The organism is Caballeronia catudaia, assembly GCF_001544755.2.
Taxonomy (GTDB): Bacteria; Pseudomonadota; Gammaproteobacteria; order Burkholderiales; family Burkholderiaceae; genus Caballeronia; species Caballeronia catudaia.
Genome location: NZ_FCOF02000012.1, coordinates 140,982 through 156,387, shown reverse-complemented (window position 1 = coordinate 156,387; position 15,406 = coordinate 140,982). Strand labels below are relative to the sequence as shown.

Below are 15,406 nucleotides of genomic sequence, written 5' to 3'. Positions count from 1 at the left end.
AAACGTCGCAACTGTATCCCTCTGATTTCGCATTTTCTGTGCGCCGCGCTCGATTCGGAACACAGTACGCTTCATTCATCGCATGCTCCGCCTGAACCATCGCCATGAAGAAGCCTGAAGTCCGCGTCGAACCGCGCATCGAGCCTTACACGCATCCCGCCGCCGGCTGGGGCGCGCTGAAGCAGGTCGCCATCAATCTCGTCAAGGAAAGGGTGGCGGGCGGCAATTACCGGACGCTCTTCAGGCAGAACCAGCCCGACGGCTTCGATTGCCCCGGCTGCGCGTGGCCCGACCGCGAGCACGCGTCGACCTTCGAGTTCTGCGAGAACGGTGTTAAGGCCGTCGCCGCCGAGGCGACGAGCAAGCGCGTCACGCCCGCGTTCTTCGAAGCGCACACGGTGGCGTCGCTGATGACGCAAACGGATTACGAACTGGAGCAGCACGGACGGCTGACCGATCCGCTCGTCTACGATGCGAAGCGCGACCGCTACGTGCCGATCGAGTGGGAGCAGGCGTTCGAGCTGATCGCCTGGCATCTGAAGAAGCTGCACGATCCGGATCAGGCGGCGTTCTATACATCGGGACGCGCGAGCAACGAAGCCGCGTTTCTCTATCAATTGTTCGTGCGCATGTACGGCACCAACAATTTCCCCGATTGCTCGAACATGTGCCACGAGGCGACGAGCCGCGGCTTGCCGCACACGGTGGGCATCGGCAAGGGTACGGTCACGCTCGACGATTTCGAGCACGCCGACACGCTGCTTCTGTTCGGCCAGAATCCGGCGACCAACCATCCACGCATGCTCGGCGAATTGCGCGATTGCGCGAAGCGTGGCGCGACCATCGTGTCGATCAATCCGCTGAAGGAGCGCGGCCTCGAACGCTTCGCGAGCCCGCAGCACGCGCTCGACATGCTGTCGCCGAAGGGCGTGAAAATCAGTTCGGTGTTCATCCGGCCGAAAGTGGGCGGCGACTTCGCATTGATCAAGGGCGTGGCCAAGCGCGTGATCGAGCTGGATGATCAGGCGGTCGCCAACTGCACCGAGCGCGTGCTCGATATCGAATTCATCGCGGAGCATACGGTCGGCTTCGACGCGTTCGCCGATGACCTGCGCGCGGAAAGCTGGGAAGCGATCGTCGCGGAGTCGGGCGTCGACATGGACGGCATTCTCCAGCTCGCCGATATCTACGCGAAGGGCCGCGCCGTCATCGCCACATGGGGCATGGGCCTCACGCAGCACAAGAATTCGGTGCCGACAATTCAGCTCCTGTCGAACCTGATGATGATGCGCGGCAATATTGGCCGGCGCGGCGCGGGGTTATGCCCGGTGCGGGGCCATTCGAACGTGCAGGGCGACCGCACGGTGGGCATCGAGGAAAAGCCGACGCAGGCGTTTCTCGACAGGCTCGGCGCGGCCTACGATTTCGAGCCGCCGCGCGAGCACGGCTACGACGTGGTCGAAACGATTCACGCGATGGTCGATGGCAAGGTGAAAGTGTTCATCGGGCTCGGCGGCAATTTTTCGATCGCGACGCCCGACACGCCGCGCACCTGGGAAGCGATGCGTGCGTGCGACCTCACCGTGCACATCACGACCAAGCTCAATCGCAGCCATCTCGTGCACGGCCGCGACGCGCTCATTCTTCCGACGCTCGGCCGCACGGAGATCGACTCGCAGAACGGCGTGCCGCAAGGCGTGACGGTCGAGGATTCGATGAGCATGGTGCACATCTCGTACGGCATGAACAAGCCGGCGTCGCCGAACCTGCTGTCCGAAGTGGCGATCGTCGCGCGCATGGCGGATGCGGCACTCGGCTCCGGCAAGGTCGACTGGCTCGCCCACGCGAACGACTACGCGCTGATTCGCGATGGCATCGAGAAAGTGATCGACGGCTTCGAGCGCTATAACGAGCGTTTAAAGCAGCCCGGCGGCTTCCATCTCGGCGTGGCCTCGCGCGATCGCGTCTGGAAGACGCCGAGCGGCAAGGCGCAGTTCATCGTGCACGAGATCGCGTTCGATACGCCGATTCACCGCGCCCGCGCCCTTCACGGCGAGCGCCTGATGACGCTCATGACGACGCGCTCGCACGATCAGTACAACACGACGATCTACGGCCTCGACGATCGCTACCGCGGCGTGTACGGGCAGCGGCACGTTCTGTTCGCGAACCGCGAGGACATCGACATGCTCGGCTTCGAGCCGGGTGAGCTCGTGGACATCACGAGCGTGTGGGACGACGGTGTACTGCGCCGCGTGGACGGCTTCACGCTGGTCGAGTACGACATTCCGCGTGGCTGCCTCGGTGCGTACTATCCGGAGACCAACCCGCTCGTGCCGTTGTCGTCGGTCGCGGATGGCGCCGGCACGCCAACGTCGAAGTCCATTCCCGTGCTGTTGACGTCGACACGTCAAGCGGTGGCTGCCTGAAGACCGCTTCCGCCGACATACCGCACAGCGCGTTCAGACGCGCCTTCTGCCGCCTGCGGATGCGGCGTTCGAGCGCCTGCGCGCCGCTGAACCGGCGATCGATGAATGCGCCCAGCGTGGCGAGGATCGCCACCCATGCGATCGATCCGGCGGCGATGCTATGGAATTCATTGCTGAACCAAACGCCGCCCAGCATGGCGGCGGCGAACACGAGCATGACCCATGCGAAGGGCGGGCACTGCTCGTTCTCGAAGTGGGCGATGCCGAAGACGCCCATGCGTAACTGATAACCGCTCACGGAATAGGCACTGAGGGAATGATTCATTCCGTTCTCCAAACTGTTCTGGATTTGTGTTTTACAAATTTACCCAGTTGGAGGCACAAGCAATACAAGACTATTCCGAACTACGGTTTCGGCGTAACACCGTTGACTTTTTGTGAAACGCCGAAACTGCACTGCCCGCTATTTCGCTCCTGCGAACTCCTGAATGTCCGCATCGGCTTCGCCGGCGAGCGGCACCACGCCCGAGGGCCCCGTCGCATGCGGTTGCAGCAGCAGCGCGACCAGTCCGCTCCAGCCGGTCTGATGCGACGCGCCCACGCCGCGCCCGTTGTCGCCGTGGAAGTACTCGTGAAAGAGCACGAGATCGCGCGAGCGCGGATCGGCCTGCAGCAGCGGGTACGCGGCCATCACGGGCCGCTCGCCGTTCTTGTCGAGCAGAAAGAGCGTCGTCACGCGGCGCGCGAGTTCGTCGGCGATCTGCGCGAGCGAGAACTTCTGTCCTGAGCCCGTCGGGTACTCGACGCGGAAATCATCGCCGTAATAGCGATGAAACTCGTGAATCGATTCGATCAGCAGATAGTTGACCGGCATCCACACCGGGCCGCGCCAGTTCGAATTGCCGCCGAACACGCGCGAGTCCGATTCGGCCGGCAGATAACGGATGCTGAAGCTTTCGCTGTTGTGATAGAAGACGAACGGGTTATCGAGATGCACGCGCGAGAGCGCGCGCACGCCGTGATCGGAGAGAAATTCGGTTTCGTCGAGCATGCGCTTCAGAAGCGCCTTCATGCGATGCCCGCGCAACAGCGACAACAGGACGCTGTTGCCCTGCCCTTGCACGTTCCAGCGCGACACGAGGCGCGCGAGATCGGTGCGATGCTCCAGGAACCAGTGCAGACGCTCGCGCAATTCGGGCAGCGAACGGTACACCTTCGTTTCCAGCACATGCACGGCGAAGAGCGGAATGAGTCCGACGATCGAGCGGATGCGCATCGGCACGTTGGAGCCGTCCGGCAGGCGCAGCTTGTCGTAGAAGAATTCGTCCTCGCTGTCCCAGAGTCCCGTGTCGCAGTTGTCCTCGCAGCTCACCGCTTCCGCGATATACAGGAAGTGCTCGAAGAACTTCACCGCGATATCGACGAACACCTTGTTCGCATACGCCAGTTCCAACGCGATGCGCATCAGGTCGAGCGCATACGCGGCCATCCATGCGGTGCCGTCGGCCTGATCGATGTGGCCGCCCGTGGGCAGCGGCGACGAGCGATCGAAGATGCCGACGTTGTCCAGCCCGAGAAAGCCGCCCTGAAAGATGTTCTTGCCATCGGCGTCCTTGCGGTTCACCCACCACGAAAAATTCAGCAGCAGCTTGTGGAACACGAGCTCCAGAAAATCGCGATCGCCACGGCCGGTGATAGCGCGATCGATCTCGTAGACGCGCCACGTCGCCCATGCGTGCACCGGCGGGTTCGCATCGCTGAACGCCCACTCGTACGCGGGCAACTGACCATTCGGATGCTGATAGCGGTCCTTCACGAGCAATAGCAACTGCCGCTTCGCGAACTCGGGATCGATCAGCGCGAACGCGGCCGCATGGAACGCGAGATCCCACGACGCGTACCACGGATACTCCCACTTGTCCGGCATCGATACGATGTCCGCGTTGCACAGATGCCGCCAGTCCGCGTTGCGCCCGAAGCGCCGCTGCTTCGGTGGCTTCGGCTGAAGCGGGTCGCCGTCGAGCCAGCGCGTGACGTCGAACTGGTAGTACTGCTTCGACCACAGCATGCCCGCGAGCGCCTGTCGCTGGACGAGCCGCTGATCGGCATCGGCGATGTCGTGTTGCAGCGCGCCGTAGAACTCGTCCGCTTCCGCGAGCCGGCGCGCGAAGAGCGCATCGGCATCGAGCGGCACGGCGTCCGGCGCGGATTCCGGCCGCCAGCGCAGGTACACCACGGCCTTGCCGTGCGCCTTGAGTTCGAGATGCGCGTGCGCCGCCGCGCGCGTGCCGGCGTCGCGGCGGATCGCGTTTTCGTCGTGATTCAGGAGGTAATCGTTGAAGCCGTCCTTGAACGGTCCCGCGCCTTCCATGCGAAAGAGCCGCCGCACGTTGGTCTCGTTTTCGCAGAACAGCCATTCGATGTTCGCGCCATCCGGCGACCAAGCGGTGACGACCATCGGCTCGTGGCTGGCCTGTTGCGCGAGCACATACGTGCCTTCGCCCGCAACGGTCTCGATCTTAAGCGACGGCTTGACCGGCGCCGCCTTCCACGACCACGTGTTGCGCGCCCAGATCTGCGGCAGCACGTCGATCGGTGCGGCGACGTTGCCGCGATTCTCGATCGTCACGCGCATCAGGATGTCGTCGGCGGTGTGCTTCGCGTATTCCACCTGCACGTCGAAGTAGCGCTCGTCGTCGAACACGCCGGTGTCGAGCACTTCGTACTCGGGCATGTCGGCGCCGCGGCGCGCGTTTTCATCGACGAGATCGGCGTAGGGGAAGGCCGCATGCGGATACTTGTAGAGCATGCGCATGTAGGAATGCGTCGGCGTTCCGTCGATGTAGAAGTAGAGTTCCTTGACGTCTTCGCCGTGATTGCCTTCCTGGTTCGTCAGACCGAAGAGCCGCTCCTTGATGATCGGGTCGCAGCCGTTCCAGAGCGCGAGCGAGACGCACCAGTTGAGCTTGTCGTCGCCGAAACCGGCGAGACCGTCCTCGCCCCATCGATACGCGCGGCTGCGCGCATGATCGTGCGGAAGGTATTCCCACGCCGTGCCGAATTCGCTGTAATCCTCGCGCACCGTGCCCCATTGGCGCTCGCTCAGATACGGTCCCCAACGCTGCCAGCGCGAGCATTCCTTCGAATGCAGCCGCGAGCCTTCGACGGTGTCGAGCTGATTGACGGGGCGCGATTTCGGCATGAGGCTCTCCTCGTTGGCGGCATGCGGGCCGGCGGGCAAGACTCGTAATTTAGCGCGTTTGATGCCGGCACGCGCGCCGCGCGCTCAACTCCCGCCGAGCAGCTTTTCAATGCGCATCAACTCCGCGAGCGACCACGCCTGGAACGGCGTGCCGCCGGGCGTGTAAGGCGCGTCGGCGTCGGCGACTTCGCTGATGTGATCGAGGCCGTAGCGGTCCAGATGCGCATAAAGCGGCGTCAGAAAACGCTCGCGCGCGCCGGCCGCGCCGTGCACGCGCACCCAGGCCTCCACGAACGGGCCGATCAGCCACGGCCACACGGTGCCTTCGTGATACGCGCCGTCGCGTTCGAGCAGGCCGCCCGCATAGTGCGCCTTGTAGGCCGGGTCGGACGGCGCGAGCGTGCGCAGGCCGAGCGGCGTCAGAAGCTGCATTTGAACCTGTTCGACGACGGCGCGCGCGATCTCGCCATCGACGAGCTGAAACGGCAAGCCGCCGACCGCGAATATCTGATTCGGCCGAATGGCGTGATCGATTTTGCCGGGCGCGTGATCGGCGTCGACCACATCGAAAAGCGTGTGCGTGTCCGGATCGACGAAACGCGCCATGAACGATTCGCGCGCCTGATCTCGCAACGCCTGCCAGCGCGGATTCCATGCGCTCGCGATGGACAGCGCGTTGATCCACAGCGCCTGAATCTCGACCGGCTTTCCGATACGCGGCGTGACGACCCAGTCGCCCGCCTTCGCGTCCATCCACGTCAGTTGCACGCCGGGAACGCCCGCGCGCAGCAGGCCGTCCGTATCGGCGGCGATGTTGAAGCGCGTGCCGCGCGAATAGCCGTCGAGGATCGCGTCGGCGGCGCGTTGCAGACGGCTCGTGGTCGCGGCGTGCGCGTGGCCCGTCGCCAGATAGTCGTGCACGGCGACGACGAACCACAGCGAGGCATCGACGGAGTTGTATTCGGGCAGGCCGCCGCTGTCGGGGAAGCGGTTCGGCACCATGCCTTCGGAGATCGTGTCGGCCCATTCGAGCAGGATCGATTCCGCTTCCTGATGCCGGCCCGACGCGAGCAGCAGTCCGCGCATCGAGATGAAGGTGTCGCGGCCCCAGTCGGTGAACCACGGAAAGCCCGCGATGATCGTTTTGCCGACGTTGCGCGTGACGACGTACGCATCGGCGCTGCGCGCGAGCCGCGAGCCGAGCGCCGCGCGGCGCTCCGTTTCCCGCGACGCGAGATGCGTTGCATGTTCTTTTGCATTTTCTTCGAACGGCTTCTCGCGACCGGAGTGCGCGTGCAGGATCAACACCGCTTCGTCGTGCGAAAGGTCGAAGGTGAAGACGCCGGGCGCCGCGAGGTCTTCGATGAAGTCGAGACCGCGCTCGCGCTCGCGCACGTAGCAGAAGTTGCGATACCAGTCGGGCGCGTGAGCGTAGGCGCCGTTCGATGTTGCGCAGATCGTGGGCAGATCGCCGTAGGGTTGCCATTGCACGCGCTCGCCTTCGAGCGTGGCGTCGAAGGAAAACGCCGGATTCTCGTGATGCAGCGCGTGGTAGTCGCGGCCCGACAGGAGCGGACGCACTTCGAGTTTCGCGAGGCTGTTTGATGCGTTCTCGATGCGCCAGCGCAGCACGGTCTCGCGGGTTTCTTTCGCGACGAACGTTTCCGCGATCACGACCGTGTTGTCATTGATCTGATAGCGCCAGGTCGGCCACGGGTCGGTGTCGAAGGAAAGCAGGTTCGCGGAGGTGTCGGGATAGATGACGTCGGGGGCGTAGCGCTGCATCGACAGAGGGAAGCGCGCGCCGTTCATGTCGAGCCAGGCTTCGATGCCGTTGACCAGTACGACGCGGCCTGCGGGCGGTTGGGTCGCGGTGAGCAGCAGCGCGTGGTAGCGACGCGTGCGCATCGTGCCGACGGTGCCGGAAGCGAAGCCGCCGCTGGAGTCGGGTTCCAGCCATTCGGCTTCCTGGTCTTGTGCGTCGATGGGGCGGCTTAGTCGTGTCATTTGGCTTCCATGGAAACCTGCTTTCGCGTCGGTCTATTTGCTCTGCCCCTGTGCGGGGCGGCAGTCACTTTCTTTGCTCGGGACCAGAGTAAGCGCTAAAGCGCCAACTCTGGTCGACGCAAAGAAAGTTACCCCCGCCCCGGGGAGGGGCAACGCCAATAGACCAATTCGAAAACAAGCTTTACGCAGCAGCAATCCAAACCGTCACAGCGTGAATAAGAATCCCAACCGCTCCCCCAACGAGCGTCCCATTCACCCGAATAAACTGCAAATCCCTGCCGATATTCAACTCGACATCCCTAACAAGCGTCGCATCATCCCACTGCTTGACGGTCGCCGCGATATGCTTCGCGATGCCATCGCGCAACTCCGGCGCAAGCGCCTTCAAAGCGTCACGCATGTGCTCGTTGATCGAATCCCGCAACGCCGGATCATTCCCCAGCGACGCGGCAAAACTCCCCGCCATCGCCGTCACTTTCGTGTGCAGCGCCGAATCGGCGCGCTTGATATCCGCATCGAGCCACGCGATGAACTCGTCCCACAGCCCGTTCACATAGCCGCGCAATTCCGGCCGCTCGAGCCATTCGCGCTTGTGCTCGTCGATGCGCGCCTTGAACGACGCGTCCGTCTTGAGCCGCTCGACGAAGCGTTCCACCGCGGCATCGAACGCCTTGCGGCGCTCGTGCTCAGGATCGCTGCTCACGTCGTGCAGCCACTGATTCGCACCGCGCACGAGGCCCGCCGCGAACTTGGCGCCGAGCTCATCGGCGTTCAGTCCGACGAAACCGAGCATGCCGATGAGCTTCGGATACTCCTCGCCCGCCACCGCGACGATGCGCCCCGCAAGCATCTCCTGCACTTCAGGCTTGTCGAGCCACGCGGCCATCTGCTTCAGGCCTTCGTCGAGCAGCAACTGATGACGCCGGTCCAATGTCAACGCGGACAGCACGCTGCCCGCCGCGCTCGCGAGATCGAACTTGTCGGCGCGGCGGCGCAGCGTGTCGTAAAGCATGTTCTTGACGCGCTCGTCGTCGACGAAAGAAAGCAACTGCCCGACCGCCGTCACCGCCTTCTTGCCGAGCAGTTCGGCGTTCTTCGGCTCGGCGAGCCACATCGACAGACGGCTCGCGGGATCGAACGCGTTCACGCGCGCGACGAGCGCATCGGTGCCGAGGAAACGATCGCGCACGAAAACGGCCAGGTTGTCCGCGACGCGCGCCTTGTTCGCAGGCAGGATCGCCGTGTGCGGAATCGGCACGCCGAGCGGATGACGAAACAGCGCGACGACCGCGAACCAGTCCGCGAGCGCACCGACCATCGCAGCTTCCGCAAACGACGACACCCACGCCCACGCGCCCGCATCGTGCTGGCTTTTCGCGAGCGCGAACAACGCGCCGGCCGCGATCAGCAGCGCGAACGCAAACCACTTCATTCTTTTCAGCGCAACGGCTTTGTCCTGCGTTTCCATCTATCTTCGCTTCATGGTTTTGGAAAGAGCGAAAGCTTACCAGCAGAGCGTTGCAAGCTTCGAAGCGCATCCATCGCGCGTTCGGCATCCTCCACCGGCACGAAAATATGATCGTGATACGCCGCCGCGATCACGTTGCAACTGATGTTCGCGTCGCCGAGCGCACGCGCGAACGCCGCCGTCAGGCCGACCGCGTTCAGGTCCGAATGCACCGTCAACGTAATCCACGCCGCGCGAAAAAGCGGCGCGACCTTCGCCGCCTTCGCCGCCTCTTCTTCCATCACGACGGTCATACCTTCCCGCTCGCGAAACGTCGCGACGATGCCCGCGCCGCTCACGGCCGCATCGTGCGGCAGCGAGGCGAACACGTAGACGCCCGGTTGAAGCTCCGGCTCCATGGAAGCGATGAGGGTATCGAGATCACGCGGCATTTTCAGCGGCCCTCGTTCTGCCCAGAACCGGCCGCAACGCCGCGCCCGTATGGCTGCGCGGATGCGTCGCGAGCGTGTCCGGGTCCGCCGCCGCGACGATCGTGCCGCCGTTCACGCCGCCTTCCGGCCCGAGATCGAGCACCCAGTCCGCTTCGGCGATCACATCGAGATCATGTTCGATGACGATCACGCTATGCCCGCCATCGACCAGCCGATGCAGCACGCGGATCAACTTCGCGACATCGGCCATGTGAAGGCCGACCGTCGGCTCGTCGAGCACGTAGAGCGTATGCGGCGGTTTCTGCCCGCGCCGCGTGATGTCGTCGCGCACCTTCGACAGCTCGGTGACGAGCTTGATGCGCTGCGCCTCACCGCCCGACAGCGTCGGCGACGGCTGGCCGAGCGTCAGATAACCGAGGCCGACATCGCGCAGCAATTGCAGCGGATGCGCGATGCTCTGCATCGACGCGAAGAACTCGACGGCTTCGTCGATTTCCATCGTCAATACTTCGCCGATGTTCTTGCCGCGCCACGTCACCGCCAGCGTTTCCGGATTGAAGCGCTGGCCGTGGCACACGTCGCACGGCACCTTCACGTCGGGCAGGAAACTCATCGCGATAGTGCGAACGCCCTGGCCCTCGCACGCGGGACAGCGCCCGTCGCCCGTATTGAACGAGAAACGCGACGGCGTATAACCGCGTGCACGTGCTTCGAGCGTATCGGCGAAGAGCCTGCGGATCGTGTCCCACATGCCGATGTACGTCGCCGGACACGAACGCGGCGTCTTGCCGATCGGCGTCTGATCGACTTCGAGCACGCGATCGATCGCCTCGAAACCGGTCACGCCGCTACAGCCCTGCCACGCATGCGTCACGTCGAACTTCGGACGCGGCGCCTCGCGCGCGAGCACGCTGGCACGCGATTTCGTCGCGGGTGCGTCGGCTTGCGCGGCCTTGCGCGCGCGTCTCACCGCGGGCGATGACAGCACCGACCGGCCGACGGCATCGAGCAGATTCGTCATCAGCACGTCGCGCGCGAGGGTCGACTTGCCGGAACCCGAAACGCCCGTGATCGCGACGAGTCGATTCAGCGGCACGCTCGCCGTCACGTTGCGCAGGTTATGCAGCGTCGCGCCCTCGACCGTGAGCCATCGTTCCGGCACGGCGGCGCGCTTCGCCGTCGCCGCGCGCACTTCGCGACGCGGCTGCAACGGATGCACGATCGGATTCGCGAGGAACTGTCCGGTGAGCGACGCCTTGTGCGCCGCGAGATCGGTCACGTTGCCTTGCGCTACGACCATGCCGCCGCGCTTGCCCGCGCCCGGCCCGATATCGATGATGTGATCCGCGCGGCGAATCGTGTCCTCGTCATGCTCGACGACGACGAGCGTATTGCCCTTGTCGTTCAGCTTTTTCAGCGCTGAAAGCAGGATGAGGTTGTCGCGCGGATGCAGGCCGATGGTCGGTTCATCGAGCACATAACACACGCCTTGCAGATTGCTGCCGAGTTGCGCCGCAAGGCGAATGCGCTGCGCTTCGCCGCCCGAGAGCGTCGGCGCGGCGCGATCCAGGCTCAGATAACCGAGCCCGACTTCTTCGAGGAACTGCAGGCGCCCTTCGATTTCGCTGACGACATCGCGCGCGATATCCGCATCGCGGCCCTTCAGCTTCAGCGACGCGATCCATTCGCGCGTGTCGCTCACGGTCCAGCGGCCCACTTCCGTGATCGGATATTTGCCAAACGTGACCGCGCGCGCGACATCGTTCAGACGCGTGCCTTCGCAATCCGGGCACGGCTGATCGACGATATCGTCCGGCTCCTGATCCACCGAGCCGATGCTCTGCTCGCGTCCGCGATCGTCCTGCGCGAAAAGCGTGTCGTCGAAGGCGGCGCGTTGTTCGCGCGTCAGCTTCACGCCCGTGCCGACGCACGTATGGCACCAGCCGTGCTTGCTGTTGTACGAGAACATGCGCGGATCGAGTTCGGGATAACTCGTGCCGCAGACCGGGCACGCGCGCTTGGTCGAGAACACGCGCGTTTCTTCCTTGCCGCGCCGCACGCCGTCGTGCCATGAGCCGTGCAGGTCATCGAGCGGCGCGCAAAGATGCATCACGCCCTTGCCGATTTCCAGCGTTTCGTCGAGCAGCCGGCGCAATTCGCCCTCGTTTTCCGCCGACACGATCAGGTCCGCGACCGGCAATTCGATCGTATGCTCGCGGAAGCGATCGAGCTTCGGCCACGGGCTCACCGGCAGGAATTCACCATCGACACGCAGATGCGTGTTGCCGCGCGCCTTCGCCCATTTCGCGAGATCGGTATAAACGCCCTTGCGGTTCACGACGAGCGGCGCAAGCAGCCCGACATGATCGCCCTTGAAATCGCGCATGATCTGCGCGGCGATGGATTCCGAGCTTTGCGCCTGAACCGGCGTGCCGTCGTGGATGCAATGCTGGATGCCGAGCTTCACGTACAGCAACCGCAGGAAGTGCCAGACTTCCGAGGTCGTCGCAACGGTCGACTTGCGTCCGCCGCGCGACAAACGCTGCTCGATCGCGACGGTCGGCGGGATGCCATAAACGGCATCGACTTCGGGGCGGCCCGCAGGCTGCACGATGGAGCGCGCATACGCGTTCAGCGATTCGAGGTAACGGCGTTGGCCCTCGTGGAAAAGAATGTCGAACGCGAGCGTGGATTTGCCCGAGCCCGACACGCCCGTCACGACGTTGAACTTGTTGTGCGGGATATCGACATCGAGCGACTTCAGGTTGTGCTCGCGCGCATTGACGATACGCACCACGTCCTCGCCCTGCAACGCGCGGCGCGCGCTCGCGACCTCAGCGGCAAGCTGCAAGGGCACGCCCGCGCGTTTTTCCGCGGCGCCCGGCTGCATCGCTTCTTCATAGTCGATCAGCGCACGGCCCGTATGCGACTGTTCGCATGCCGAAACATCGTCCGGCGTGCCGACGCACACAACCTGCCCGCCGCCGTCGCCGCCTTCGGGACCGAGATCGACGATCCAGTCGGCTGCGCGAATCACATCGAGATTGTGTTCGATGACGATCAGCGAATGCCCGCGCTCCAGCAGACGTCGCAAAGCCTGCATCAGCTTGGCGATGTCGTCGAAGTGCAGGCCGGTGGTCGGCTCGTCGAACATGAAGAGACGGCTTTCGCTCTTCTTCGCCTGCGAGGTTTCCGCGAGATAGCCCGCGAGCTTCAGACGCTGCGCTTCGCCGCCCGACAGCGTCGGCACCGGCTGGCCGAGCTTCACGTATTCGAGGCCCACATCGACGATCGGCTGCAACACACGCAATACTTCGCCATCCGAAGCAAATGCTTCCACCGCTTCGCTGACGGTCAGTTCGAGCACATCGGCGACGCTCAGTTCGCGCCCGCCGCGCTCGATCTTCACTTCGAGAATTTCCGCGCGATAACGGCGTCCGTCGCAATCCGGGCAGCGCAGATAGACGTCGCTCAGGAACTGCATTTCGACATGCTCGAAGCCCGAGCCGCCGCACGTCGGGCAGCGGCCGTCGCCCGAGTTGAAGCTGAACATGCTCGCGCTGTAGCCGCGCTGCAACGCGAGCGGCGCCTTTGCATAAAGCTTGCGGATTTCATCGAATGCGCCGACATAGCTCGCCGGATTCGAACGCGCCGTGCGGCCGATCGGCGACTGATCGACGAACACCACGTCGCTCAACTGCTCCGCGCCTTTGAGCGCGCGGAACGCGCCGGGCGCCTCCGTCGCCTTGCCGAAATGACGCATCAGCGCGGGCGCGAGCACATCCTGAATGAGCGTCGATTTGCCCGAGCCGGATACGCCCGTCACGCAGACGAGGCGTTGCAGCGGAATATCGACGGTGACGTCCTGCAGATTGTGATCGCTCGCGCCTTCGAGCGTGAGGCGCGGCGTGTTCGCATCGACGATGCGGCGGTTCCAGTTCGACGCATGCGCCACGTGCTTGCGGCCGCCGAGATACGCGCCGGTCAGCGTGTCGGTGAGTTGAATGTCGTCGGGCGCGCCGTCATAGACGATCTGCCCGCCGCGCTCGCCCGGCCCCGGACCCATGTCGATGAGACGATCCGCCGCGAGCATCACGGAGGGATCGTGCTCCACGACGACCAGCGTGTTGCCAGCGTCGCGCAGCCGGTGCATCGCCTCGACGATGCGGTTCAGGTCGCGCGGATGCAGGCCAATGCTCGGTTCATCGAGCACGAAGAGCGTGTTCACGAGCGACGTGCCGAGCGCCGTCGTCAGATTGATGCGCTGCACTTCGCCGCCCGACAGCGTGCGTGACTGACGATCGAGCGTCAGATAGCCGAGGCCGACATCGCAAAGATATTTCAGGCGCGTGCGCACTTCCGCGTGCAGCAGTTTCAGCGCTTCGTCGAGCAGCGTGGACGGCAGCGTCAGCGAATCGAAGAAGCGCCGGATGCGCTCGATCGGCATCAGCATCAGATCGTGCACGGTCAGACCCGGCAGCGCTTCGAGCTGCGCGCGCGTCCAGTCGACGCCTTGCGGCATGAAGCGATCGGACGGCGACAGCACCGCATCGGCCTGTTCCTTCGTGCCGAGACGCCACAGCAGCGATTCGGTCTTGAGGCGCGCGCCGTTGCAGACGGGACACGTCGTATAGCTGCGATATTTCGACAGCAGCACGCGAATATGCATCTTGTACGCCTTCGACTCCAGATAGTCGAAGAAGCGCTGCACGCCGTACCACTGGTTCTGCCACTTGCCGGTCCAGTCGGGCGAACCCTTGATGACCCAGTCGCGCTCTTTTTGCGTGAGATCGCGCCACGGCACGCCGAGACGAATGCCCGCTTTCGCGCCGTACTTCACGAGATCATCCTGATTTTCCTTCCATGCCGGCGTTTGCAGCGTTTTCACCGCGCCTTCGCGCAGCGTCTTGCTTTCGTCGGGGATGACGAGGCCGTAATCCACGCCAATCACGCGGCCGAAGCCGCGGCACGTTTCGCATGCGCCGTAGGCGGAATTGAAGGAAAAGAGCGCAGGCTGCGGGTCCGCGTAGCGCAAGTCGCTTTCCGGGCTATGCAGGCCGGTGGAGAAGCGCCAGATTTCCGGCTCGGCTTCTTCCCTCAGCACATAGACGTTCACGCGGCCCGTGCCGCGCAACAGCGCGCCTTCGATGGCTTCCAGCGCACGCGAACGCTCGGTGTTCTGCAGACGGAAACGGTCCGCGACCACATCGAGCATCTGCCGCGCGCCGGATTCCGTTTCGACGTGGCGCTTCGCCTGCACGCGCGTGTAGCCGCTCGCGGACAGCCATTGCTCCACTTCTTCGTCGCTCGCGGTATCGGGCAATTCGACCGGAAACGTGATCGCGAGACGCGGATCGTCCGCGCGCGTGCGTTCGAGCAGTTCGGCGTAGATCGTCTCCGGCGTGTCGTGGCGCACGCGATGCGAGGTCTTTTTGTCGAAGAGCTCGGCGGCGCGCGCGTAGAACAGTTTCAGGTGATCGTTCAGCTCGGTCATCGTGCCGACAGTCGAGCGCGAACTGCGCACCGGATTCGTCTGATCAATGGCGATGGCCGGCGGCACCCCGTCGACGCGATCGACCTGCGGGCGGTCCATCCGGTCGAGAAACTGGCGCGCGTACGCGCTGAAGGTCTCGACGTAGCGCCGCTGGCCTTCCGCGTAGAGCGTGTCGAACACGAGGCTCGACTTGCCGGAGCCGGACGGGCCGGTCACGACCGTCATCTGGCCGGTGTGCAGGTCGAGGTCGAGATTCTTGAGATTGTGCTGACGGGCGCCGCGAATGCGGATTGCGTTGTTCGATGCCAATTTTTCAACCGGTTCAATGAGTTGGACGGCTCGTCCGGATGTCCTGCAAGCCGTGGGCGGCGTCGC

The 15,406-nt window shown here is 64.1% G+C and carries 7 protein-coding genes; 2 read left to right on the top strand and 5 right to left on the bottom strand.

Annotation, left to right across the window (positions count from 1 at the left end; genetic code table 11):
• The first annotated feature begins 104 nt into the window (after positions 1-104).
• Both AWB75_RS15830 and AWB75_RS15825 read left to right on the top strand, forming a co-directional pair.
• Entirely contained in the window at positions 105-2,429 is a 2,325-nt protein-coding gene (locus AWB75_RS15830) for an FdhF/YdeP family oxidoreductase (RefSeq protein WP_061125024.1), read from the top strand.
• A gap of 101 nt (positions 2,430-2,530) precedes the next feature.
• Positions 2,531-2,716: a hypothetical protein gene (locus AWB75_RS15825; RefSeq protein ID WP_143746443.1), complete on the top strand. Its 186-nt coding sequence runs from the start codon at positions 2,531-2,533 to the stop codon at positions 2,714-2,716.
• Between the two features lie 176 nt (positions 2,717-2,892).
• On the opposite strand, the gene AWB75_RS15820 is transcribed toward AWB75_RS15825, so the two are convergent.
• From AWB75_RS15820 to uvrA, 5 genes are all read right to left on the bottom strand, one after another.
• A complete protein-coding gene (locus tag AWB75_RS15820) occupies positions 2,893-5,631 on the bottom strand; it encodes an MGH1-like glycoside hydrolase domain-containing protein (protein WP_061125061.1) in 2,739 nt (912 codons plus the stop codon).
• 84 nt (positions 5,632-5,715) lie between these two features.
• Positions 5,716-7,638, bottom strand: a complete 1,923-nt coding sequence (locus tag AWB75_RS15815) for an amylo-alpha-1,6-glucosidase (RefSeq protein ID WP_061125022.1) — start codon at positions 7,636-7,638, stop codon at positions 5,716-5,718.
• Positions 7,639-7,819: 181 nt separating this feature from the next.
• On the bottom strand, positions 7,820-9,106 hold the full coding sequence (locus AWB75_RS15810) for a DUF445 domain-containing protein (protein ID WP_061125021.1): 1,287 nt from the start codon (positions 9,104-9,106) through the stop codon (positions 7,820-7,822).
• Between the two features lie 11 nt (positions 9,107-9,117).
• Positions 9,118-9,537 carry an ACT domain-containing protein gene (locus tag AWB75_RS15805; protein WP_061125020.1) on the bottom strand — a complete coding sequence of 140 codons (420 nt, stop codon included), beginning with the start codon at positions 9,535-9,537 and terminating at the stop codon, positions 9,118-9,120.
• Positions 9,527-15,340, bottom strand: a complete 5,814-nt coding sequence (gene uvrA / locus AWB75_RS15800) for an excinuclease ABC subunit UvrA (RefSeq protein WP_061125019.1) — start codon at positions 15,338-15,340, stop codon at positions 9,527-9,529. Before uvrA ends, AWB75_RS15805 begins: the two co-directional genes overlap by 11 nt.
• Between the last annotated feature and the right edge of the window lie 66 nt (positions 15,341-15,406).